Here is a 26082-nt window from a genome sequence, read left to right as displayed (position 1 = left end):
GCTTAGAACCCTGGATTATTTGGTAATAAGCTTGAATTCACATCCGTTTCCTGTTTAGGTAATGGGAATAACAACTGCTTCTCTGAGAATGTTGCACCAAATACCGTTTTGTGTCCTACAAAATTGTCCCAGTTACCTGTAACATCATTGTGAACCTTCCTGGTACGGATCATATCGAACCACATTTTATTCTCGAAACACAATTCATAATAACGTTGTGCCCATACTTCCTGCTCAAAAGCTGCTGATGATAACGCGCCGATCGGAGCTAGTTTAGCTCTTTTTCTGATATCATTTACAAACTGAATCGCTGTACCATTTGGTGCACCTTCCGCCTGATTAGACGCTTCTGCATACATTAATTCTACATCCGCTAAACGGTACAAAGTAAAGTTAAGGTCAGACTTTAAAGTGCTCACTACAGCCGTAGAATCAAACCATTTGTAGATATAATTTCCTTTAAACTTTACAATATCATTGGTCTTAAAGCTCTTATAACTCGTATAGAAAAACTGTTTTTCTGCTACCCTTTTATCTCCAGGTGCATAAGAAGCGATAAACTGTGGCGTTGGATAAACTGATCCATATTCATCCGAATAACCTGAAATACCAGAATAATTCGGGATAGTCAGTGAAGTCAATGGATTGTTTGAAGGAACTGAAGCCGCATACTGAACCTGAAAAATAAACTCTCCGTTGTTTTTATTTGCAGGTTTCAGCATATCTGTATATTCCGGAAATAAAGAAAAACCTCCTGTTTGGGTAACCGCAAGTGAGCGTTTAGCCGATTCAGCATAATATTGTTTTCCTCCGTTGATTGCAGCACCTGCATAAGTTAAATAAACATCTGCCAGAATCGATTTTACAGCGCTCATTGATACTTTTCCGGTAATGTCTTTCCAGGGTAAAGTAGATTTTTCTGCTTCCAGTAAATCCGGGATAATCACCGTATCATAAATATCCTTTGCAGCTGTTCTTGGAATTGACAGGTTCAGGTTTTTAGGGATTTCAGTCACCTTTGGAACAGCCCCGTACATTCTTACCAGGAAAAAATAGTATAAGGCCCTTAACGTACGCGCTTCCGCCATCATGTTTGTTTTATCTGCCTCACTAAGTCCCGGAGCATTGATACCAGGTATTTTTTCGATAGCTATATTACATGCACCAACCCCCTGATACATTTTCTGCCACCAGGTATCGATATAAAATGACGTAGTATTGTAAGAAAGGTTCTGAAAATTAACAGCACCGGTTTGTCCAAGATCGCTATTTGCTTTTCCTGTCATAAACTCCATCAGGTTCCAGGTATTTCCGCCATAAGACGAGGGTTGTCCCTGCAACATCCCCTGAAGATATTGATAACTTGAATTCGCAAAGGCCCTGGCTACTTTAGCACTCGATAACTCTGAGTCGGGTGTAATAAAATCGGTGGGCTTTTCTTCCAGGAATTTTTTACAAGAGGCACAGGTAAGTAACACCAGTACCGCAAATAATATATTTTTTGTCGTTTTCATGTGATTCAGTTTAAAAGGTAAGTTGAACGCCTAAATTCCAAATACGAGGTCTTGGCGTAGCGAAAAAGTCAATGTTTTGAGAGAATGAAGCATTTGAACCGTAAGTTTGATTAAATGTATCTACCTCCGGATCATATCCTGTGTATTTAGTAATGATAAACAAGTTCTGAACGTTTGCGTAAATTCTTAAACGATTGATGTGCAACTTCTGATTTACTGCCGCAGGCAAGCTGTAACCCACAATAAAATTCTGACCACGGATAAATGAACCATCTTCTACCCACCAGCTGTCAAAATGTGAATCCTGAGCGAATTTATAGTTACGTACCTGTGAAACAGAAGTATTTTGATTTTGTGGTGTCCAGGCATTTAAGACTGTGGCCAAACTATTCGAAATCGTCTGTCTGTCTTCGGATGAGTGTTTAAAGTTAGCTGCTGTATTTACACCCTGAACAAAACGGATATCAAATGATAAATCCCAGTTTTTATATTTAAAACTACTGCTGAATGTTCCTGTCCATTTTGGATAAGCCCTGCCTATAATACTATAGTTCACTGAGCCATCTGCGTTGTAAAGGTATTTTCTATCTCCGGTTTTTAAGCCATGCGAAGCGGCCTCAGCTGCTTCATTTTCACCATAAGTACCCAGACGTGTCATTCCGTAAAAAGATCCGATTGGTTCACCTACACGCACCACATAGTTTTGACCAAGGAAGTTCGGGCCAGGGAAAATATCAGCATTACCATCATTTAACTTGATCACTTTGTTTTTATTCGCAGAGAACAAGAAGCTGGTAGACCAGGTGAAATCATCTGTTTTAACATTGACAGTGTTCAAACTGATCTCTATTCCGGAATTTCTTACTGAACCTACGTTTTTGTAAACGTTTGCATTGGTAAAACCTGCCGACCATGGAATTGGAGTTTGCAACAACAAATCTTTGGTAACACGGTTGTAATAATCGAAAGTCAGGTTGATTCTATCATTGAATAATCCTAATTCAACTCCTGCATCTGCCTGAATTGATCTCTCCCATTTCAAATCCTGATTACCAATATAACTAGGCAACAGCGTAGATTGTGCTGAACCGCCTAAAACAGTTGTACTTGGTTGAATTTGTGATAAAGAACGGGCCTGCCCAATTTCCTGGTTACCTGAAGTACCATAACTTGCACGAATCTTTAAATTAGAGACAGTTTTACTGTTTTTAAGAAAATCTTCTTGTGAAACGCGCCATGCAGCACCTACAGAAGGGAAAAAGGCGTATTTATTGTTTTTTCCAAATCTTGATGAACCATCATAACGGCCTGTAGCAGTAAATAAATATTTATCATCCAGGCTATAATTTACCCTTGCATAGAATGAACTTAAAGCAGATTTAGTATCATAAGATTCAGATGCCGATCTTACTGAACCAGCCTGAAGATAATGATATTGGAAAATATCATCTACAAAGTTTTGCGTTTCTGCACGAACTCTCTCATAACCAGTCTGCTGTAAAGATGCCCCTATTAAGGCTGTGAATTTTTGACGGTCATTGATCTTTTTGTTCCACGTCAAATAGTTCTCAGTCTGCCAGTAGTAATTATCATAAGCATTGATATTGGCTACCCCCCCCTCATCAGCAGATAAATGCTGTAAATTCTGAGAAGAAAAGAAGTTGTTTTTATTGGAGCTCAGGTTATACCCGAAGTCGGTTTTAAAATCAAGTTCACTGGTAATATGGAATAAAGCGTAAACATTACCCAGCATCTGCAATGTATTGTTGATCGTATATCTGTTGTTCGCGATATCAATTGGATTTGGTGCACCTTCTAATCCGGCAATATCAAAATTCCCTGCATAAAGGCCATTAGGATATCTTATCGGTAAAATCGGTACTTCTTCAGCTACTGCTCTGGCCACGTTCAAACTTCCGTTACCATCGGTAACCAAACGTTGTATACTTCTGATCAGGTTTACATTACCACCTATTTTCAACCAGCTTTTTACGTCATTGTCTAAGGTCATCTTTACAGAATAGCGTTTAAAGCCCGAAGTAGGCGCCAGTCCTTTTTGATTTAAATAACCTAATGATAAGCTGTACAGTGTTTTTTCATTACCACCTTGTACGTTTAATTGATGATTTTGTGAGAAAGCAGGTTTATAAGTTTCCTTTTCCCAGTTTGTATCGTAAAGAGGTTTATTATTTGTATCAAATAACAATGGATAATTTGCATAATTCAATGCTTTTGGAGGAGTCCATACGCCACCTGCCGGGTCAAATTTTGTACCATTGGCAAAAGCCTCATTATACACTTTCAGAAATTCTTCTGAATTTAAAGTTTTCACATGTCTGTATAACTCACTTACGTTTGCATTAGCCTCATAACTAATTTGTGTCCCTTCTCTGCGCCCTCTTTTCGTGGTGATCATGATCACACCATTTGCACCTCTGGAACCATAAATAGCAGTAGAAGAAGCATCTTTCAGTACTTCTAATGAAGCCACGTCATTCGGGTTAATCGAATTGGGATCAACACCAGCAACACCGTCAATTACATATAATGGATCAATATTGGAGTTAATAGATCCAATACCTCTCACCCTTACTTTAGCTGCGGTTCCTGGAGCTGCACTGTTCAAACTCACCTCAACACCTGCTATTTTACCTTGCAGTGCCTGAGAGATATTTGCTACAGGTTTATCCATCAGCTGTTCCCCTTTAATAGTCGTAACGGCACCGGTTAAATCTGATTTTTTAACTGTACCGTAACCAATTACAACTACTTCACTCAGGTTATCTGCCTTTTCATCTAACTGGATGTTGATGGTACTTCTGCCGCTGATCGTTCTCTCTTGTGCTGTAAAACCAGTAGAAGAGAAAACCAGGGTCGCTTTATCATCAGGCACCTGGATCTGGTAATTTCCAGCAGCATCAGTTATTGCACCTGCTGTTGTCCCTTTTACTTTAATACTAACCCCGGGAATGGGCAGGTTGTCTTTTAAACCGGTGACCTTCCCGGTAATTTTAATTTGTGCCATCACCTGCAAGGAAAGCAGCGAGAGCAGAATGGAGTAAATAAATGCTTTTTTCATAATTTGGTTTTTAGTTTTTGGTTTTTGGTGTGGTTATATGATCGTTTAAAAGCTATTCGGTTGTTAATTTTTGGCTGCCCATTGTTTAAGTGATTCAACGGCATCAAATAAAACGCCCGCCTCGCCTCTGAAATCGCCCGATCCTTTGGCTTCACCGGTTTGTACATTGTACCACTCATAAAATCCTTTATGCGTTAATGCACGATTTACCATAGGTATCAATTCATCATAAGCTTCCTTAACCAGCTCATGAGAGATCAGACCGCTGATCATCCGGCCACCGAACCAGGTCCAGTCACCGCCATTTTGGTAAGAATAAGGGAGCATGTTTGGAAATTCACTTTCCGGATAAGGGGGATAAACGGTAAAACCTATCGTTGCAAACTTTTCTTTTGCTGCCGCGGCTACGATTTGAAGGTTAATTTGTGCGACCTCTTTTGGGGTATTAAATCCGGCCAAAATTGCACATACTGAGCCGCCGGTGTATAAAATCTGGTCTTCGTTAAATGATTTAGAGAAAGGATTGCCATTCAGGTATAAATGAGGTCTGTATTTTTGAGTTTCAGGCATCCACAAATGTTTGCGGACATTTGTTTTAATTTTACTGGCCAGAACAGCCCAGTTTTGCTTTGTTTTATAATCTTCAGGCTTCATGGCCAGAAAATCATTGATAGCCATAACAAACATGGCATTATCATAAATATCAACCGACCATTTGGTATGCGCATTGATCGCTACACCCCAGCCTTTTTCTGGTTGTACATCTCCCCAATCTATTGTAGTGGCGCCTTTTACAAGGCCATATTTCTCTGACCATCTGTCTTTTAAGATATAAGAGAAAGATTCCTCCATTCTTTGCAAAATGGTTTTAGCTCCTATGCGTTCGAAAAGAATAGTACGATCGCCAGTTACGTCGACATACTTCCGGACTGCCTGTACTAATGAGGATTCCTGATCTGTTTCAACTGTATTTTTATGTGCTGCCCATCCTGGTAATAAAGCAGAATAACGGTATTGATATCCTCCGTTTGCTTTCGCGCTGTCTACTACGCCATCTACAATGTTTCCATCATCTCCCTGGATTTTAAAAAACATCAGGAGCATATTTCTGACTTTCTCTTTGGGTTGAATTTTCAAAGAGCCTTTGATAAAGGTATTAAAGTCTCTGATCCAGACTTCATCATAAGATGTGCCTGCTGAAAATCCGGTAAGTAATTGAATTGCTCTGGCCTGAATCGTGTCTAAACGAGTATCAGCGCGTATTGATTTGGCAAGTGCTGCTCTATCTGCTACCTGTGCGGTAGAGTTCAGATGTAGTAAACAAAAAACAGCAGAAAAAAGGAGTAAAGATTTTTTCATTCAGTTTTATTTAAATACAATAAATAAAAGCGCACATGCTCCTGTTTTTACGAGAGAACATGATTACCGTTTATATTTGGTTGGTTAATAGTTATGTACAAACATAGAAGTATTCTAGGTATTTCCAAATTTTAGATGATCTTTTTTCATATTGATAAAACGGTTAAGCTTTATTGGGGTTTGATTGCCATTTTACTTATTATTCATACTTGCCATTGAGAATAATATTTGATAACATTTGACTTTTCGTCTGAGTGATATTTTTGTTCATCCGGCTTAACCAGGGATGATCAGTTTTCAGGTTGTCAACCTGCATTGGATATATACCTACATTCCAATTTGCTATGTATGTACTAAAAAGCTTAAGTTTACAACTGATAATCCCATCATTATTAAGTTGACCATGAATATTTCCATCGACCATAAAAGTCATATCCCCCTTCACATCCAGGCCGAACTCTTATTGAGAGAACTGATCAAAGACCCGGCTTACCAGGCTGGTAAACTGTTACCCAATGAAGTCGATCTTGCAAAAAAGCTGGCGATCTCCCGGACTACACTTCGCCAAGCCTTAAACAAACTGGTTTATGAAGAATTACTAGTTCGGAAAAAGGGATATGGAACTAAGGTCGCTCCATCTAAAATCAGCTCTAAATCAATGAACTGGCTCAGTTTCTCTCAAGAAATGAAAGCCCGGGGCATACCTGTTAAAAACTATGAACTTCATGTGAGCTGGGTATATCCTGACGAACAGATCGCTAATTTATTTGATATTAAAACAGATAAAAAAATCTTGAAATTAGAACGTTTACGTGGTGGAGCTGAGGGTGCTTTTGTTTATTTCATCTCTTACTTTCACCCCAGGATCGGGCTTACAGGAGAAGAAGATTTTAAGCAGCCTTTATATGAAATGCTGGAAACAGAACATTCAGTAATCGCTAATTTATCGAAGGAAGAGATCAGTGCCATCACAGCAAATAAATTTATTGCCGGAAAACTGGAGGTGGAAACCGGAAGCCCCATTTTATTCAGAAAGAGGTTCGTTTATGACCAGGGAGACCGCGCAATGGAATATAACTTAGGCTATTACAATGCGGAGAGTTTTATCTACACCGTAGAAAGCCGAAGAAATCATTAGATTTTAATCGATTTAAAAAAGGCCTTTGAATATTTAAGAGAAATGTCATATGTTTGGACATTATAACATATAACCAACCAAACGTAATGACTGACCCTTACCCAGACGGAATAAATACCGATATCGGTTCCTTGCGAAATACAACGCAGTTTGTTATTCCAGAAAAAAAAGCTCAAACCGCTGAGCCAGGATATGCTATATATCCTGCCTTTAAAATTGAAGATACCATACATCATGATTTTAATGGCCTGTCTGAATGGATCATCGATCAGCATCAAAATATTATTATTGATGGTTATTCTGGCGTTTACTGGGATGTCTTTGTCAGACAACTCCATGAACATTTAGTACAGAAGGGTAAAACTGTAAATTGGATTTCGATCGATACCGCGTTGAAAAACAGCCTGGTAATCGATCAGCTAATTGAAAAGAACCTGCAACAGGATGATCCCGTATTTGGTAAAAGATACGAAGGGGAATTAAAAGACTTTTTTGATACAGAAAAGCTCAGTTTAATTCAGCCTGTTTCCCAGGAGCTCACTATTGTTTATGGCTGTGGCGCTGCATTAGCCCCTGTTGATGCCAAAATCATTTATATTGATGTCCCTAAAAATGAGATACAGTTCCGTTCCAGAGCGAACCACCTCTATAATCTGGGTGCAATAACCACTACAGATCCTAAACTACAGTATAAACGTTTTTATTTTGTAGACTGGCCAGTTCTAAATAAACACAAACAGCAGTTATTAGCCCATATCGATGTCATTGTGGACGAACAGCGGATCACAGAAATTTCCTGGATGAGCGGTACAGCGCTCCGCACTGCATTGACTAAAATGTCCAGACATGCTTTCAGAGCCAGGCCATGGTTTGAACCTGGGGTATGGGGAGGTCAGTGGATCAAAGAAAATATAGCAGGTCTGAATCAGGCAGTTGTGAATTATGCCTGGTCGTTTGAATTGATTGCTCCTGAAAATGGAATTATACTGGAAAATGAAGGCAGGTTACTGGAAGTATCTTTTGATATGCTCCTTTTCCATAACAGTAACGCAATTTTAGGTAAGGCAGCAAAACGCTTCGGTTATCACTTTCCTATCCGTTTTGATTTTCTGGATACAATGGATGGGGATAAATTGTCTTTACAGTGCCATCCTGCTGTAGCTTATACGAAAGAACATTTTGGTGAAGACTTTACACAAGATGAAACTTATTACATTCTTGACCATAAGGAACAGGCCAAGGTATATTTAGGTTTCCAGGAAAACATCAATCAGGAAGAATTTAAACACGTGCTGCAAGAAAGCTTTAACCAGCACATACCTGTAGCGGTGGAAGATTATGTACAGACATTTGATTCTAAAAAACATGAGCTTTTTTTGATTCCAAACGGCACTGTGCATAGTTCAGGTAAGGACAACCTGGTACTGGAGATTAGTGCAACCCCTTATATTTTCACCTTTAAGATGTACGATTGGCTGCGTCCTGATTTAAATGGCAAACCACGACCATTGAATATTGACCGCGCTTTCGCTAACCTGAACTTTGAAAGAAAGGGCGATGTAGTTAAAGACACCCTGATTGCAAAACAAAGTATCATTCAGCAGGGCAATGACTGGCAGGTTGTTAATTTGATTACGCATCCTGATCACTTTTATGCGATTCACCGTTTTGAATTTGACACCATTGTTGAAGGGCATACCAAAGGACAATGTCACATCTTAAGCGTGGTAGAAGGAGAGCTTATTTTGGTTAGAACCGGAGAAATGGAACAGGAGATCCATTATGCGGAAACTTTTATTATTCCTGCTGATGCAGTACAATATCAAATCATCAATAAAAGCAAGGGACGTGCTAAAGTCCTCACTGCCTTTGTAAAAGACGAATGTTGTTAATTAATTTAAAGACCACCACCATGGGAACCATACCTAAAAAACATCAATTTAAAATACTATTTATTGCTTTTCTAACCTTGAACAGCTTTAATATATCTGCTCAGCAAGCTATTTTTACGGACATTCAACTACAACCAACCATAGCTTATTTAAAGTATAAGGGGGAAAGCAGAAGGATGGTCAGGTTGATTTTTAAAAACGGAAAAAACTATCAGCAAGGAGAAATCTCTGTATCTTTTAATAACTTAACGGAAAAGATCATTATCCCTGCAAATAACAAAGGAGCTGAGTCTTTGGAAATCCCTTTGCCGGGTATTCCGGTAAAAAAGGCCACACAGGCAACGGTTTCGGTTTCTATTAATCATCAAATCTATACGGCACGCTGCATTGTTGAGCCTTCAAGAAGCTGGAATATCTATGTCCTGCCGCATTCTCATGTGGATATCGGCTATACCAATACACAGGCCAAAGTGCTGAAACTGCATCTGGACAATATTGATGAAGCTATCGCTCTTGCAGAAAAAACAAAAGACTATCCCGCTGCTGCACGCTTCAAATGGACAACTGAAGCGATATGGGTGGTAGATAATTATCTATCGCTTGCCAGTCAGGAGAAAAAAAACAGGTTCTGGAATGCTGTAAAAAAAGGATGGATCAGTTTGGATGGTGCTTATGGAAATATCAATACCAGTCTTACCGATTCCAGACAATTGATGCAAATGTTTGCTAAATCACAAAAACTGGCAAAAGAGCAGGGCATTGAGATCAACACTTTATTTCAGGGTGATGTACCGGGAGCTTCCTGGGGTTTGGCGGCACAAGTTGAACAAACAGGGATCCGGTATTTTCTCTCTGGCCCGAATGCGTCAGACCGCATTGGGAATTTAGCCAAATGGCAGGATAAACCTTTTTACTGGCTCTCCCCTTCTGGCCAGCAGAAACTCCTTTTCTGGCAATGTCAACCTTATTCACTGGGTTATCAGCTCAAAGGAGACAAAATACCTAACTTCTTTACGATTAAAGATCCAAAACCTTTTTACACCGGTCATCCTTCAGAAAACTTCCTTAATCCCTATTTATTTGACTATCTCGATGAGTTGGCACAAAAAGGTTTCCCTTATGATATGTCCATTTTAACCTGGGCGATGAGTGATAATGCGCCAATTGACCCGGAGTTACCGGATGCTGTTAAGGCATGGAATGAAAAATATGCATCTCCGCAGCTGATCATTACTTCTACGCAACAGTTTTTTACTGATTTTGAACAAAAGTATGCGGCTGAAATCCCTTTTTTTGCCGGAGATTATACAGAGTACTGGACTGATGGTGTATCTTCTGCGGCTAAAGAAACTGCACTCAGCCGTAATTTATCTGATCAGCTCAAACAAGCAGATGCGGTATGGGCTATTCGCAACAAATCATCTTATCCTGTTCAGCGTTTTGAGGAAAGCTGGAAAAACTTACTCTTATTTAATGAGCATACCTGGGGTGCGTTTAATAGCGTATCTCATCCTGATGACGAAAAGGTAAAAAGTGAATGGGCAGTCAAACAATCTTATGTATTGAAAGCGAAAGAAATTATTGATACTTTAAGTACGCAGTCTTTAAAAAGCGATCTGAATAAAGCTAACCAGATTGATGTTTACAATACTGTTTCCTGGTCACGTACAGCAATAGTTTATGTGCCTGCATCTTTAAGTAAAAATGGGGATCTCGTTAAAAATTCATCTGGAAAACCCATAGTATCTCAGCGTTTAAGTACTGGTGAGCTGGCTTTTGTAGCAGAACAGGTTCCTCAAATGGGGAAAAGTACTTTTAGTATTCATCCGGGAAAAGCTTATAGCAAAAGTCCGGGAACAAATCGGCTTGCTGGAAATACAATAAGTAACGGAGTTTATCAAATTGAACTGGCACCGCAAACAGGTGACATTAAAAAACTAATTAAGCTCGCTGATCACCGCAATTATCTATCCGCAGATTCTGCCGGCCTGAATCAGTATTTATATATGCCTGGTGATTCTATTGAGAAAATTCAGACGAGTTCAAATGCCAGGATAACTGTCAAAGAGAAAGGGCCTGTGGTTAATAGTTTACTAATTACTTCCGCTGCGCCTGGCACTAACGGAATTACCAGGGAAATACGGTTAATTACTGGCCTTGATCAAATTGAGCTGATTAACACAATTAATAAAAAAGCAATCAGGACGAAGGAAAGTGTTCATTTCGCCTTTCCTTTTCATGTACCGGATGCCAAAGTCCGTTACAGCATTCCATGGGGAAGTATTACTGCAGAAACTGATCAGTTGCCTTATTCAAACAGGAATTGGTATACAATGCAAAGATGGATAGACGTATCAAATAATAGGTATGGGATTACCCTGTCCAGCCCTGATGCCCCATTATTTGAAATTGGAAAGATAACTACGGCCAATCTGCTTGGCGGCTTACCACATGCACCACTCTGGTTATCATTTACGCCACAATCTTCTCGTATTTATTCGTGGGTGATGAATAACTTATGGCATACAAATTTTAAGGCCGATCAGCAAGGACTGGTTACTTTCCATTATTTTATAACGGCACATGAAAACGGATATGATAGTTACCAGGCGAATCAAACCGGGCTCAATAATCATCAGCCGCTGCTCGTCGCACCCGCTGCTGAAAATATAGAAAAAGGATTGCCATTTGCTATTCAAGGAAACAATGTGTACATCGAAGCTATTAAAAAAGCTGATGATGGAAAGCGTATCTTGTTGCAGCTGGTCAATTGTGGGGACCAGGATAGCGAGGTGAACATTAATCCAAAAAACAATTCATCCCTGAATATTTGGGAAAGCGATCTTTTAGAAACACGCAAAAAGTCATTAAAGAACCACTTTAACCTTCCTTCAAAAGGGATGATGACTATTTGTATTGAAAATTGAATTAACCTTAAACAGCTATGAACCTTAAGAATGAACCACAGGTTTCCTCTCCAAAATCAACGCTCTTTTTAATCGCTATTACCTTAGTGGCCACGTTGGGTGGCCTGCTTTTCGGCTTTGATATGGCTGTTATTTCTGGCGTATTACCTTTTGTAAAACAACAGTTTAGTTTGTCACCAGCAGCAGAAGGCTGGTTTGTTTCCTCTGCGCTGGTCGGCTGTATTATCGGAGTTGCGTTTGCCGGAGAACTGAGCGACCGTTTTGGCAGGAAGAAATTGCTGATGCTATCGGCTCTGCTGTTCTTATGCTCGGCAATTGGTACGGCCGGCTCTATTGATTATACCTTATTAATTCTGGCAAGGATGATGGGCGGCATGGGTGTCGGTGTGGCGTCCATTGTCGCCCCCTTGTATATTTCAGAAATAGCCCCCGCTGCTATCCGCGGCCGGCTGGTTACCTGTTATCAACTGGCGATAACAGCAGGGATTCTCGTGGCTTATCTGACCAATGCGGGGTTATTAAGCTTATCATTAACTTATCAGCATCAGTCATTAGGAGAGCTATTAAATTATATAGTGATTCAGGAGGTCTGGAGATCGATGCTTGGTTTAGGTGTTATTCCATCCTTGTTATTTTTAATTGGGTTGTGTTTTGTGCCTGAAAGCCCGAGGTGGCTGATCTATCAGGGCAGGGAGCAGGAAGGAATAAATATCTTAACCAGGATCAGTGGTTCAGCAAGCGCAGCTGCGGATGTTTTCCTGCTTAAAAAAACGCCAAAACAAGAATCAGGCTCTTATAAAGAATTATTTGCGAAAGAGATGAGGAGGCCGTTATTGATTGGGTTGTTACTCCCTTTATTCTCTCAGTTTAGCGGGATCAATGCGATTATTTATTATGGCCCCCGTATTTTAAATGATGCAGGGGTCAATATAACCAATGCTTTGTCAGGACAGATCATTTTCGGTTTGGCGAACTTCCTTTTTACCCTGATTGCGGTATGGAAAGTTGACCAGATGGGCCGCAGGCCTCTTTATATTATTGGTTCTGTTGGTGCGACTATTTCTTTGTTTTTCACAGGCTGGTGCTTTTACAGCGGAGCCACAAACAGTATTGCGCTGGTTATAAGTATTATTTTATTTCTCGCCTGTTTTGCCTTCTCTATAGGGCCTTTAAAATTTGTAATTGCTTCAGAGATTTTTCCAACACGAATTCGCGGAAGAGCCATGGGATTAAGTATCATGATCATGTGGATTGCAGATACGATAGTGGGTCAGCTAACTCCTTTACTGCTGGGGTCTGCTGGTGCAGCTGTCACGTTCTGGTTTTTCGCTTCCTGCTGCCTGGTTTCATTTATAGTGGTCTGCAAAATGGTACCCGAAACTAAAGGAAAGTCACTGGAAGAGGTACAGGATATCTTTATACATTAGCATTACATATCAAAGAATACTTATATAAAGACATATAGAAATCTATATATCTTTATATAAGTATTTAATTATAAGCTATGCTATTTCAGCCCTCCCTGACCTTGATATAAGCTTACTGGCTTATCGAGCTCCAGCGCCAGTACCGACATGTATTCATCCTGTGTATCTTCAGGAATATCAATAAATACTAATCCCGGGACCGGGCTCCAGGAGATTTTCCCAACAATTTTGGGTTCAATTGTTCTGGAAGTACCAACTATACGGATTTTCTTAATCGTATTTTTCAATCCTTTCACTACTACATTTCCGGAAACCTTCCCCGGAAGGAATAAATACAACGTAGCAGAATCTTTTGATAAAGTAGTAGGCCCATAGAAATGGCCTTGTGGTAAACCACCTAATGTATTAAAGATGGCTTCCCCATTTTTCTTATTCCATTTACCCAGTTCTTTCAGAATATGAACCTCCTGTTCAGGTATGGTTCCATCTTCTTTCGGGCCAATATCCAGCAGCATATTTCCGCCATTGCTGATCGCATCTGCAAAAATAGAAATCACTTCAGCAGGTGTTTTCCATGCGGTGTCCTGTGGCTGATAACCCCAGTTATTATTAATTGTCATACAAAGCTCCCACCAGTTAAAATGAGGTCTGCTGACCGGGAAATTCTGTTCAGGAGTATCATAATCGCCATAACCCTGCAAGCGTCCGTTCAGGATAGCATCTGGCTTGATTTTTAAGATATTCTGACGGATTAACGGTGCTTTCCATTCTGCCGCGGAATGTTCCCAATCGCCATCAAACCACCACAAATCAGGTTTGAATGTTTTATTTACTTCGTCGATCTGAGCCTGGTTAAAGGTCAGAAAGCGCTGCCAGCGTGCCGGATCATCACTTATTTTATAACGCGTACTATCTTTTGTAAATGCCGGATAATCTGGCGAACTCCAATCTATCAAAGAATAATAAGCGCCACGCTTAATCCCCTGTTTATCCAGGGCAGCATAAAATGGAGTGAGCAGATCTCTTTTTGCAGGTGTATTTTTCACAACACTATAGTGTTTTTGTTTCGTGTTCCAAAGTGCAACACCATCGTGATGTTTGGTGGTCATCACCGCATATTTAGCTCCGCTCTCCTTGATCAGTGCAGCCCATTCTTCAGGATTGTACCGGGCAGCAGTAAAGCCTTTTAGCTGTTTCATATAATCAACATGGCTAATCTTTTTATTGTAAAAGCTCCAGCTTTCATCAATCCCGTTTACTGCATAAATACCCCAGTGAACAAATATGCCGAGTTTTGCATCGGCAAACCATTGCATTTTAGTCCTGATGGAATCAGGATTAATCTTTGATTGTGCTGTTACAGTAGTAACAAGCATCGTAGTCATTAAAAAAACACAGCTTAATTTTAAAAGGAACCGTCCTGTCATAGTTGTTTATTATTTGGTTCATAAACATAAGATTATCTGTTTTTTTTACCGAATAATTTCCCCGAAAATTCTATTCCTCCTATAAATAATACAAAGTCTGTTCAGGCTTTCAATACCTATCCGGGTAGATATCACTCCTGTTCGCCGCGACTATCTTTTAATTAAAATAATTCTCACAACTGCTGACATAGGGCTGTCACCACAGGGCCGTTTCTTAGCAGTTCAATCAAACAGAAGATGAGAAAATTAGACTTGACAAAACTTTTTAAAACTTATTACTCCGCAGGTAAAGCTCCCGCTTTATTAGACCTGGATCAAGCTAACTACATAGCCATTTCAGGTATTGGAGACCCAAACGATCAGTCTTTTGCAGCTAAGGTTCAGGCTTTATATGCAACCGCTTATGCCATTAAGTTTATGCATAAGGCAATAAACCAGGATTTCGTGGTCTCCAAACTGGAAGGTTTATGGGATCTTGACGCACAAACGCCCCGTTCAAAATGGAAATACAAATTGTTGATTCGTATGCCAGCTTATATCCGGCAAGACTCCTTGTGTACTGCTATTGAACAGGTCTGTTCAAAAAAGCAAATAATCCTGGCCAAAGAAATAGAGCTTTATACGATGCGGGAAAATAACGTAGTACAGGTGCTGCATACCGGGTCATTTAGTGCAGAACCCGAAGCAATACAACAATTGCATGCCTTTATTGCCAGGAAAGGCCTGGAGAAAACCGGATTACATCACGAAGTGTATTTGAGTGATTTTCGGAACACTGTCCCTGAAAAGCTAAAGACAATATTACGTCAGCCCGTAAGATAATCAGAACTCAATTTGATCGGGCTTGATATTTTCTATCCGGTGCGTAATCAGCCATTCTTTGAACGACTCCGTATCCGCAGCTCTGTGATGAACGATTTTTCCATCCTTCAGCAAGATTGTAAAAATGTCTACAGCAAATATAAACTTATGTAATAAATGAGCGGAGTATTCAAACCCAGGATAGGTATCCGTCAAATCCAAAATTAAACTCTTTGTCATCGTATCATTAGTCAACTGATTAATTAGTATACAGGTGTTTGAAATGTAGTACCAACCGGCACTACACTTCAATCCTGTATTTTTCAAAACACCCCCAAGAGGTTAATACCTATTCACAAAACTCGTCACATCGTATGGAAAACCCAATACGTAAAAACAAGTAAATTGAGTACGTGAAACAGCGTATTTTATGAACAGAGCCTCATTTAAATTGAATTACAGGATTATTCGTTAAGTTTTTTGATCAGCTCCACTTTATTGGACACTCCAACTTTTATAAAGATATTTTGAACATGTTTAGACACCGTTCTCTCGGAAATAAACAATTCTTCTGCAATAGATTTATACTTTAATCCCTTATCGATCAGTTTTACAATTCCCGTTTCCCTGGCCGTCAAATTGTAAAGTTTACAATTCAGTTCATACCTTTCTTCCTGTTTGATTTGTCCTTTGTTCATCTCCTGCAATAACTTATATTCAGCTTTCGACTCTTTAATAGATTGCCTGATAAAAATAATAGTCATGATACAGAAACCACTGTTACACACCAGCACCTCTATGGTCTGACTGCAATCCATATAAACAATAACAGGCAAAATTGACCAGGGTAAAACAGCACAGCAGACAATCACAGCATTGATAATATTTTCACTGTTTACATTCTCCTTTAGCTTTTTATAAACCTCTTTAAAAATCGCATAGACAAAATATCCACCATATAACATGGGTATAAAAAGTCCCCGCTGACTGGCATTATCCAGGTCTCCGTCCAGAGAGTAACCAATAATAAAAAATAAGACAAAAGGAGCAACGATAAACAGCAATGTTCCATAATAGGCCAGAAAACGAAGTTTCTTCAAATCATATACCTTATAAAAATAATAAGGAATATAAGCAGCCATCAAAAAACCACTACTGTAAGCGATAATATTCTGAAGAATAATGGGCAGTGGGATCCGCTCATCAGGAAAAAGATTCGCACCGAAATTATAAATCAGCAATAAAAACAGTAAGATCAGGTAGAATAATCTTTTTTTATCCTGCGGTCTGAACAAGTAATAGATAAACTGAAAAAAGAATATAAGACATTCGAATAACACAAAAATGAAGGTTATCAGCTCCATTTCTGTACCGAATACTAGCATATGACGAATAGATTAATGACAAATAAAGCGTTTTTATTTAAGTTTAGCTAAGAAAGCAATACTGTTTGCCCGGTTTTGACCGATTCATCACAAGCAAATGCAATTCTCAAACTATTTATCGCATCGTTTGAAGGGTTCGTCAAATCTATATTTTCTAAAATTGACTTTAGGAAATAACGTTGTTCCCGATTGCAAAGCTCCTGATGGTCTGGTTCATCGACAAGATCAATCCAGGTATCTTGTTTTAGAAAACGATCCTGATCATCCAGCGCTGCATAATGTACTTTTATGGATTCAGTTTTTGTATGTGCCGCTATAGAAGCCGATTTACCTGCCCCCCCTGCATCTTTTGCTACAATTGACACTGCTCCTTCCGGCCCGATCACATCCTTAATAAAAAAAGCAGTTTCACTCATCATAGGGCCCCATCCGGACTCATACCATCCTATTGAACCATCTTCGAAACGAATCTGCAACTGTCCGTAGTTATAGGTGTCCTCACTGATATCAGACGTAAGCCTTGCACCAATCGCATTGACCTGAACAGGTTTAGACCGCGTCATCTGGCACATGACATCAATATAATGTACTCCACAGTCTACTATAGGGCTTAAACTCTTCAAAAGGTTACGGTGTACCGTCCATTTCGCTCCCTGGCTCTGCTGATTCAGGTTCATCCGCATCACCAGTGGTTTACCTAATTCTGAAGACAGCTCAATAAACTTCTGCCAGGAAGGATGATAACGTAAAATATATCCCACCAATAACTTCTTACCAAATTTTTGAGCTGCATCGACCACACGCTGCGCACCTTCCAGAGAATCAGCCAGTGGTTTCTCAATAAAAACATGACACCCATTTTCCATCGCTTTAACTGCAAATGCCTCATGCGTATCCGGATAAGTAGCAATACAGACCGCATCCGGACTGGTAGCTTTTAAGGCCTCTTCATAATCACTGAACAGGGGATAATTACCCCCTAACCGTTCATTTAAAACTACTTTACTATTTCCTGTTGAAACCAGTCCGCAGATTTCAAACCCTTCTAAAATATGGTAAGCGGTAGCATGGGAAGCCCCCATGTTACCGCAACCTACTACAAGTACCCGCAGGTTCTTTTTATTTAAAGTCATTATTTTATTCCATTAAGCGCCTAAACTCCATCCCTGACGATATTCTCTTTTGATGTATTGATTGACTTCATCAAAATTCGTTACCCTGAGATTTTGCTTATCCCATAGCAATTTAATATCTCTTCCCGGATAATCAAACCCGGTACCTGTTGCTTTAGCTTTTTGAATTTCAGTACCCCTGATTGCCAGGTTGGCAATTAAAAGTGTTTCAGTCAAAGGGCCTGCAATATCAAAAGGAGAACTCAGCTGTATTTTACCGTAACCGGCAATAGCTGCCTCTACCCATTGCCAATAGTGTCCGTCTACGCCACCTTTTACTCTTTCTATTCTCTGTTTGGTATGTACTTCATTATTGCGCGATAAAGGTAAAAGTCTTGGATTAGATCCATAAACATCACACATCATTTTACCCTTTGTTCCTTCAAATAAAACTCCGTTAGCTCCAAAAGGCTCATTTGCACCAAGTTCTTCAGGACGTGCAGGCTTAATCCCCCCATCCATCCAGTGAATCTGCAAATCATCTTTCGTCTTTTTAGTTTTCTCAAACGTCATAATGACGTGGCTTGAAGGAGGACAACTATCCGGGAAATATCCACGTTTAAATTCATCTATATAAATGCTGCCAACGCTGCATTGCACATCAATAGGTGTACTCAGACCTAATACCCTGAAAGGTGGTTCCACCAAATGACAGCCCATATCTCCAATTGCTCCGGTTCCGTAATCCCACCAGCCCCGCCAGTTAAAAGGGACTAATTTATCGATATAAGGCTTATTGGGTGCACTACCCAGCCAAAGATCCCAATCCAGCTCTTTAGGAACAGGAGTACCACCCGCAGCAGGCCAGGGAATCCCTTGTGGCCATATCGGACGGTCAGTCCAGCAATATACATTATGTACCTTTCCAATTACTCCATCATCACACCAGTCCTGCAATTGCCTTACGCCATCTCCTGATGCACCCTGGTTGCCCATTTGTGTAACCACGCGGTAACGAGCTGCCGCTTCTGTTAATTTACGCGCCTCATAAATATCATGCGCCAAAGGCTTCTCTACATACACATGTTTTCCTGATTGCATGGCAGCCATAGCAATCATCGCATGGTTATGATCTGGCGTAGAAACCACTACGCCATCAATATTTTTGCCTTCTTTATCCAGCATTTCCCTGTAATCCTTGTAATATTTTGCTTTAGGGAAGCTCTTCACTGAATTAGCAGCTCTTCTGTCGTCTACGTCACAGAGAAAAGCAATGTCAGCTTTTCCTCCTTTATAGATATTGCTTAAGTTACTCTCTCCTTTTCCACCAACTCCAACGCCGGCAACTAATAAACGATCACTAGGTGCTAAAAACCCCTTTCCTCCCAAAACATGGCGGGGTACAATCATAAATGCCGCCGCTGCAATCGCAGAGTTTTTAATAAAGTCTCTTCTTGAATTATCAGCAGCTGAATCTTTTTGCTCTTCCATCATAAATGTGTTATTTACCTAAATCCTTGATTCTTATATTTCTGAACTGTACCGGAGAACCATGACCTAAAAAGCCGATATGACCGCTCTCACGGCTTAACCCCGGATGTTTCTGTCCGTCAACGGTACCATTTTTCCTGGCATCTGTGATATCTGCATCCAAAATAGCCGTGCCATTTAAGATTACTTTAACTTTAGGGCCTTTCACAATTACTTCCTCATAATTCCATTCTCCCAAAGGTTTCAGAAATCCTTTTTTTGCAGCAATAGCTCCGTAAATTGATCCATGAAACTGATAAGCATGCAAATCTTTATAAATTGGGGCGTCATTGTCTAAAATTTGCAATTCCATTCCCTCATAAGCTGCATCTCCTTCAAGGGGCGCCCTGATTCCCAGTCCATTATTTGCACCCGGAGTAAGTTGAAACTCAAAGCGGAATACAAAATTACTGTACTCGTCTTTTGTAAATAAATTACCACCAGAACCTTTTCCCGGCTTCGGACGAATCGCAATATTTCCATCCTCAATTACATAATCAGTTGTATTGCCCATCCAGTTATGCATGTTAGTCCCATCGAATAAGATTTTAAAACCTTCTTTTTTTTCTGCTGAACTTAATTCAAAAGGTTTTGCACGCGGGATTTCCCGGATATAAACATCACGGTAAGCTACCGGCGAACCATGTGCCTGTAACTCAATTTGCTCTTCTGCAAAGATTGGCAGCGTTCTGTCCCAGTAATTTTCAAGGATTACGTTATCTGTTACCAGTTCACCATTCAGATAAACTGTTACGCGATCGCCTTTCATTAAAATACGGAAGGTATTCCACTCATCCAGCTTGTTATCAGCAACTTTCAAAGGTTTACTTTCATTCACCTGGTTATTATATAAACCACCTGAACCTACTTGTGCACCTTCTTTTACCCTTGCATTATCCCAAATCTGTACTTGTGGAGATCCGCGGAGATAAATTCCGGCATCACCTTTTTGTTTATGGTCGTCAATGATTTTCCAGTCCACCAGCATTTCAAAGTCACCATACTTTTTAAGCGTTGCCAGGTTATTTCCATGGCTCATAAACAGCAGTTCGCCATTAACTACGTGCCAGCTATCCAGCATTTCAACATTTGCCTTTTCCTGTGCAGCAGCCAGGTCTTTAGGATCCATTTTAGATCTTTTGATCGGATCTTCTACTAAACCTTTCCAGCCCGTCAGGTCTTTTCCGTTAAACATGGATACAAAGCCATCACCCTGAGGCATTTCTGCCAGATATTTACGGATAGCCTGCTTTTGATATTCACCGTCAGCCCCCTTTAAAGACGCGATCGTTTTATCCAGTAAACTTCGCACTAAAGCTCCATGATACGATTTATCTGCTAATGCAATATTCATCACTGTAGTAGCAGCAGTTGCCGAAAGTGCAGGATCATCAAGATATTTACCCGCAAAAATTAACGAATTAAAGCATTTAGCATTTTCTGTATCTTTTAAGATTTGTTGTTGCTGTGCAGGTGTTTTTGCCAGGCTCATGGCTTCACGCAATAACAATAATCGTTGTTCCGCAGGATAATCACCTTTTCTGACTAAGGTCAGGTAACCATCAATTGCCTGGTTCAGCTGCTCACTATTTTTAGTTTCCCTTGCAATCCGGATCAGCGGTCTGGCAGCTTCTCCATCAGCCCAGAAAGCCAAAGCACCAATTGCCAGCTTCTGCTGCTGTTCATCTCCTGTAGTAAAGCCATTTTGAACTGTTTCCAGACCTTTAGTCCCACCTAAACTTGCCAGCATCTTATAAAAAAGAGGCTTTTTATCAGCCGAAACTTTTTCCATTTGTTGCAATAGCTGAGCTGTTTGTCCGGCTTTGTTTGCTGTTCCGCGATTAGCCGCAATAATTGCATCTTGCAGGCTGATTAATGCTGTCTGATCAGAATTTTCATTTAGCAAGGTGAACAATTGAGGCAAATCAGCACTGGTCACTACCGATTTCAAGCCAGTAAAAGCAGCTTGTCTGACCTGCGGATTCTTACTTTTCAGCAAACCAGAAACTGTATTGAGCTGGTCATTTGCTGCGCGCGATGCCAGCAGATCAACCAAAGCAACCTGCATTGCAGGATTTGATTTCGCTATATATTGTGCTAATTGTGAGGTAATCCCGTCACCTTTCATTCTTTTGATCGCGTCAGAAACCACGGCTGCTGTAGCCGCATCGCTTTTACTCATGACCTGAAGTAAATTATTCAGTACCTGGCTCTGCCCTATATTTGCAGCCGCATTAATAGCTGCGTATCTAACTGGCTGATCATTACTATTCAATAATTTAAGGATCGCAGGTAAAGCATCTTTTGCCTCATTCGCGCCCAGCATATTGATTATTTCCGCTTTGGTAATTGCATCAGATTTTTCTAATTTATCAACCCAAAGTACCGTAGATGAAGGATTTAAATATGGTGCAGCAAATTTTAATGCCGCAGCACGGTATTGGCTATTTTTGTCCCCCACCGCCTCAATTAAAATATTTGAGCCTTGATCTTTGCGGCTGTCTGTCAATATTTTAAGCGCCGCAGAGCGGATACCTACCTGGTTATCTGCTGATGCTTGTTTCAAAAACGATTCAGCGATCTGACCAGATAAGGTGTTATTTCCATCTCTTAACAGATTTTCTGCATAAAGCAGTGCAGAGGCAGTAGCGTTCGTATTTTCATATTGAAACCCACTTTGTTCTGCCGCCCCGGTCATTATTTTTGCTGATGAGGGATCAGCAATATTAGCCAGTGCATATAAGGCTATTTTCTTTAATTCCGGCTGGCCATCACCAGCAAGTTTATGGATTGCTTCGGCTGCATCTTTAGAACGGCTATCTCCTAAAGCATTCACAATAGCCAGTTGTGCCGGGCCGGCAGCTTTTGCCAGGCCAGCTAATAAGGCACTTTGAGAAGCCGGAGAATTGATTTTCACCAAAGCTCTGGCCGCAGGATCTGAAAGCTGGTTGTCGCTTAAAAATCCTTGTAAGCATGAAATTGCGCTATCATCTCCAACTAATTCCAGCTGACTAATGATGAAGGCCTTATTTTTAGCATCGGATAACTTAGTTAAAGCTTTACAATAAGCACGGATGCTCATCTTTTTTGCACTTTCACGGCCGGCTTTGCTCGCATAAGCAGAGTAACCACCTACTGCATATTCCAATAAAGTATTATTGCCTTTTCCCTGGGCAGCCATTCCGCCGATCATCGTTGCATAGCCATCTTCTCCCATATTGGAGATTTCCTGCATTCCAGCGTTTAACAATTCAGCATTCTGAGCTGGTAGCTGCGCATATAAATCTGCGATTTGAGTTGTTGTTGTGCGCTGGTCGGTTTTTCCCTGGGCAAAAGCATTGTTTTGTAACAGGGCAACAGTCAGCAGTATAAAAAATATCTTTTTTATCATGAGCTAGAATAATTAGCAGGTTTTAAATAGAGAAATGAATGATTTAAATAGTCCATGGTGCACGCAAAACCGGGTTGATTAACCTGTTAGCTGCATCATCGTCTATAAATACCTGTTTTACGGGATCAAACTTCAGAGATCGTCCTAAACGTAAAGCAATCAATCCAATATTAATGATATTACAAGACCGGTGACCATTCTGCTCATTTAATGCAAATTGCTGCCTGGTTTTAACCGCTTGTGTGAAATCAGTCAGCTGCGGCGCAGGATCAGGGAAACTGGCCAGCTTTCTTTCCAAATCAGGAATATCTGATTTAAATCCAGGATAGAGTTTTCCCTTTGGGCCCTCGATATAAGGTACATTAGTATCTTTTCCTTCGCCATCCAGAATGATCTGGCAGCCGTCTGCGTAAGTATAAGTAATTCTGCGCCAGGTGCCCACTGCATCAGTATGTTGTTGCGGTGCGTCTATTTCTACGGATACCGGACTGGTGTCATCCTTACCCAGAAAATACTGTATCGGATCAATATAATGTTGTCCCATATCACTTAATCCACCTCCATCATAATCCCAGTATCCCCGGAAAGTCTGATGTACACGATGCGTGCTATAGGGTTTATATTGTGCAGGGCCCAGCCAGGCTTCATAATCCAGCTCTGCGGGTACAGCCTCTACAGGTAAATTATCTTTCCCTACCCAGTAAAATTTCCAGTCAAAACCGGTATGCTTGCTTACTGTAACTTTTAAAGGCCAGCCCAGCAGTCCACTATCAACCAATTTCTTAATCGGTTTTACAGGGGTTCCCATGCCATAAAAATCATCCTTAAAGCGGAACCAGGTATTCAGGCGGAAAATCCTGCCGTGCTGCTGTACTGCTTCCATTACCCTTTTTCCTTCGCCTATACTATGGGTCATCGGCTTTTCACACCAAACATCTTTACCGGCATTTGCTGCATCAACAGCCATAATCCCATGCCAGTGCGGAGGGGTAGCAATATGTACAATATCTACTTCAGGAAGTTTGATCAGCTCCCTGTAATCACTAAAAGTTTTTACGCCTTTATCCAGCATTGGCAAAGACAAAGCCAGATGCCTTTTATCAACGTCACAAATTGCAACTACTTGCGTACCGTCGTAAGGAAAATGGTTCCGGCCCATTCCACCGACACCAATAACAGCTTTAGTTAGTTTGTCACTTGGGGCTATAAATCCATTTCCGCCAAGGACGTATCTCGGGACAATAGAGAATACGGCCAGTCCCACAGCCGTTTTTTTAATGAAGTTTCTTCTTGAATTTGGTTCTTCAGGTTGCATATATATAGTATTTGGTTAGGTTTCATATATATTAATTGTTCAGTTTTTTTATTTTAATACGTTCCCCCACCAACCTTAAAAACAGCTTCTCTCTTATTTCAAATATAATATTATTACCGAAAAACCGATGTATTATTGTTGATAAAAAGCAAATTGTTAACATAAAGTTAAAGCACTGATTAAACGTTATTTTTCTTAACATTGCACGAAAAAACAACAATATGAAGAAAATAGTCCTGTTATTCGCGCTCAGCTTATTGACCGCTACCTTATCATTTAGCCAGGATAAAGCTGCTTACAGAGAGAGTTTCAAAAAAATGATGATCGCCAACGGATCTGAGCAAACTTTTAAAACGGTAATTGATCAGATGATCAATAACTATAAATTAGAAAGACCAGAAGTGAAGCAAGAGCTTTGGGATGGTCTTGGAGAGTCTTTTCACAAAATAGGAATTGAAGAACTTTTAGATCTGCTTTTACCAGTTTACCAGAAACATTTATCACTGGAAGACATCAATAACATGACAGCATTTTATCAAACGCCAACAGGCAAAAGATTTGCAGAAAAAACCCCTGCTATTACACAAGAATCAATGCAGGCCGGACAAGTTTGGGGCCGGAAAATCGGGGAGGAATTCGCTAAAAAGCTTGCAGAAAAAGGAAACTAATTCAGACAAAGCTTAGTCCTGTTAAAATCAAAATTCACTTTATTTAAATATAAAAGACTAAGCATATAACTGATCATCTCTGCCTGCTCTACCCGGACAGGCAGAGAAAACTCATAAACATTTTCGGGTACATTGTTGACATTACAAGTTTCAAAGATCACATTGACCATTTTCGGTGATTGCCGGCCATATAACTCATAAGGGATGACTGTTATTTTTTTACCAACCTGCCTGGTTTGTAAATCAGTTTTAAAGAAAAGACAGCTATGGCGATAAGTAACCAGTCTTTTATTGATTGTCAACCGCTCTCTGCCATAAAGCTTCCATAGGCTATACCGTAAAAAAAAGGCAAAAAATATAATCGCTGCAAAAGCAACCGCCGGCATCCGGAAAACCACAGCAAGAACCGCCATTCCTAAAAATGACAGGTTACTACTGATTAAAAAGATCCGGTGCGCCAAACTCACCTTACTTTTAATCGTAATACATACGTTATTTCCATCATAATCCAGGATTAAATCATTTTGGCTCATCTTCCAATCTATCAGTTTGATAGCTAAAATTACTGATTTGCTACCCGTCAAACATCAATACAATGTAAAAAACAAATGCTTTTAGCCAAAGTATCATCCATGGTATATATATTTGTTCCATGAAGATCGAAGATGAATTACAACATCAGTTTTTAAATGCTCAACAAAGAGTGAGTACCAATATTATCTTCACGGCGAACTGGATTTTAAACAAGATCTCAGTTTCTTTAAAACCAACTGGCCTGTCTTTACAGCAATTTAATGTGCTGAGTATTTTAAACGGACAACCAGAGCATACCGCAACCGTTAATTTAATCAAAGACCGTTTAATTGACCGGATGCCCAATGTATCCCGCCTGTTAAATAAACTGATGGAAAAAGGATTAATCCAAAAAGAACGAAACCTTTCCGATCAACGGGTTGTTTATGTTAAACTAACTCCTGCCGGAGAAAAATTAAGGATACAAGGCAGGCAGATTTTAAACAATATTTCTATTGGCATCAGCGATGAACATGCAGATTTATTAAATGACCTTTTAGAAAAAATGCGTCCTTAAAAAAATTTACCTAATTATAATCCATGG

At 40.1% G+C, this 26082-nt stretch carries 18 protein-coding genes; 7 read left to right on the top strand and 11 right to left on the bottom strand.

The window, feature by feature from the left end; translation table 11 throughout:
- Positions 1-2: 2 nt before the first annotated feature.
- The 3 genes from HDE70_RS02275 to HDE70_RS02265 form a co-directional block, all read right to left on the bottom strand.
- The gene (locus tag HDE70_RS02275) at positions 3-1514 is read right to left on the bottom strand and encodes a RagB/SusD family nutrient uptake outer membrane protein (RefSeq protein ID WP_183867656.1); all 1512 of its coding nucleotides are present in this window, start codon (positions 1512-1514) and stop codon (positions 3-5) included.
- 10 nt (positions 1515-1524) lie between these two features.
- Entirely contained in the window at positions 1525-4593 is a 3069-nt protein-coding gene (locus HDE70_RS02270; RefSeq protein WP_183867657.1) for a SusC/RagA family TonB-linked outer membrane protein, read from the bottom strand.
- A 63-nt stretch (positions 4594-4656) separates the two neighbouring features.
- Positions 4657-5952: a hypothetical protein gene (locus HDE70_RS02265; protein WP_183887803.1), complete on the bottom strand. Its 1296-nt coding sequence runs from the start codon at positions 5950-5952 to the stop codon at positions 4657-4659.
- Positions 5953-6355: 403 nt separating this feature from the next.
- Here HDE70_RS02265 and HDE70_RS02260 point away from each other — a divergent pair, with 403 nt between their 5' ends.
- From HDE70_RS02260 to HDE70_RS02245, 4 genes are all read left to right on the top strand, one after another.
- The gene (locus HDE70_RS02260) at positions 6356-7090 is read left to right on the top strand and encodes a GntR family transcriptional regulator (protein WP_183867659.1); all 735 of its coding nucleotides are present in this window, start codon (positions 6356-6358) and stop codon (positions 7088-7090) included.
- A gap of 86 nt (positions 7091-7176) precedes the next feature.
- A complete protein-coding gene (locus HDE70_RS02255) occupies positions 7177-8982 on the top strand; it encodes a class I mannose-6-phosphate isomerase (RefSeq protein WP_183887801.1) in 1806 nt (601 codons plus the stop codon).
- Positions 8983-9002: 20 nt separating this feature from the next.
- Positions 9003-11909 carry a glycoside hydrolase family 38 C-terminal domain-containing protein gene (locus HDE70_RS02250; protein ID WP_183887798.1) on the top strand — a complete coding sequence of 969 codons (2907 nt, stop codon included), beginning with the start codon at positions 9003-9005 and terminating at the stop codon, positions 11907-11909.
- A 17-nt stretch (positions 11910-11926) separates the two neighbouring features.
- Positions 11927-13336 (top strand): sugar porter family MFS transporter, encoded by a 1410-nt coding sequence (locus HDE70_RS02245; protein WP_183887796.1) that lies wholly within the window; start codon positions 11927-11929, stop codon positions 13334-13336.
- A gap of 80 nt (positions 13337-13416) precedes the next feature.
- On the opposite strand, the gene HDE70_RS02240 is transcribed toward HDE70_RS02245, so the two are convergent.
- The gene (locus HDE70_RS02240) at positions 13417-14721 is read right to left on the bottom strand and encodes an alpha-L-fucosidase (RefSeq protein WP_183887794.1); all 1305 of its coding nucleotides are present in this window, start codon (positions 14719-14721) and stop codon (positions 13417-13419) included.
- Positions 14722-15000: 279 nt separating this feature from the next.
- On the opposite strand from HDE70_RS02240, the gene HDE70_RS02235 reads away from it, so the two are divergent.
- Positions 15001-15585: a GyrI-like domain-containing protein gene (locus HDE70_RS02235; RefSeq protein ID WP_183887792.1), complete on the top strand. Its 585-nt coding sequence runs from the start codon at positions 15001-15003 to the stop codon at positions 15583-15585.
- Here HDE70_RS02235 and HDE70_RS02230 read toward each other — a convergent pair whose 3' ends face one another.
- The 6 genes from HDE70_RS02230 to HDE70_RS02205 all read right to left on the bottom strand — a co-directional run bounded on the left by HDE70_RS02230 (position 15586) and on the right by HDE70_RS02205 (position 24297).
- On the bottom strand, positions 15586-15804 hold the full coding sequence (locus HDE70_RS02230) for a hypothetical protein (protein ID WP_183867665.1): 219 nt from the start codon (positions 15802-15804) through the stop codon (positions 15586-15588). It abuts the gene before it with no gap.
- A 224-nt stretch (positions 15805-16028) separates the two neighbouring features.
- Positions 16029-16949, bottom strand: a complete 921-nt coding sequence (locus HDE70_RS02225; protein ID WP_183867666.1) for a response regulator transcription factor — start codon at positions 16947-16949, stop codon at positions 16029-16031.
- A gap of 47 nt (positions 16950-16996) precedes the next feature.
- Positions 16997-18082 carry a Gfo/Idh/MocA family protein gene (locus tag HDE70_RS02220; RefSeq protein WP_183887790.1) on the bottom strand — a complete coding sequence of 362 codons (1086 nt, stop codon included), beginning with the start codon at positions 18080-18082 and terminating at the stop codon, positions 16997-16999.
- 12 nt (positions 18083-18094) lie between these two features.
- The gene (locus HDE70_RS02215) at positions 18095-19552 is read right to left on the bottom strand and encodes a Gfo/Idh/MocA family protein (RefSeq protein WP_409339006.1); all 1458 of its coding nucleotides are present in this window, start codon (positions 19550-19552) and stop codon (positions 18095-18097) included.
- Positions 19553-19562: 10 nt separating this feature from the next.
- Positions 19563-22982: a DUF1080 domain-containing protein gene (locus HDE70_RS02210; RefSeq protein ID WP_183887788.1), complete on the bottom strand. Its 3420-nt coding sequence runs from the start codon at positions 22980-22982 to the stop codon at positions 19563-19565.
- A 43-nt stretch (positions 22983-23025) separates the two neighbouring features.
- Complete coding sequence (locus tag HDE70_RS02205; protein WP_183887786.1) at positions 23026-24297, bottom strand: Gfo/Idh/MocA family oxidoreductase; 1272 nt, start codon at positions 24295-24297, stop codon at positions 23026-23028.
- A 221-nt stretch (positions 24298-24518) separates the two neighbouring features.
- On the opposite strand from HDE70_RS02205, the gene HDE70_RS02200 reads away from it, so the two are divergent.
- Entirely contained in the window at positions 24519-24965 is a 447-nt protein-coding gene (locus HDE70_RS02200; RefSeq protein ID WP_183867671.1) for a DUF2059 domain-containing protein, read from the top strand.
- Here the strand turns inward: HDE70_RS02200 and HDE70_RS02195 are convergent.
- Positions 24962-25498, bottom strand: a complete 537-nt coding sequence (locus HDE70_RS02195) for a hypothetical protein (RefSeq protein WP_183887784.1) — start codon at positions 25496-25498, stop codon at positions 24962-24964. The two genes, HDE70_RS02200 and HDE70_RS02195, sit on opposite strands and share 4 nt — an antisense overlap.
- 119 nt (positions 25499-25617) lie before the next feature.
- On the opposite strand from HDE70_RS02195, the gene HDE70_RS02190 reads away from it, so the two are divergent.
- Positions 25618-26055: a MarR family winged helix-turn-helix transcriptional regulator gene (locus HDE70_RS02190; protein WP_183867673.1), complete on the top strand. Its 438-nt coding sequence runs from the start codon at positions 25618-25620 to the stop codon at positions 26053-26055.
- The last annotated feature ends 27 nt before the right edge of the window (positions 26056-26082 follow it).

The sequence above is a fragment of the Pedobacter cryoconitis genome (assembly GCF_014200595.1).
Classification (GTDB): Bacteria; Bacteroidota; Bacteroidia; order Sphingobacteriales; family Sphingobacteriaceae; genus Pedobacter; species Pedobacter cryoconitis_C.
The sequence above is the reverse complement of the archived record's forward strand: the minus strand, read 5'-3'. Positions and strand labels throughout refer to the sequence as shown.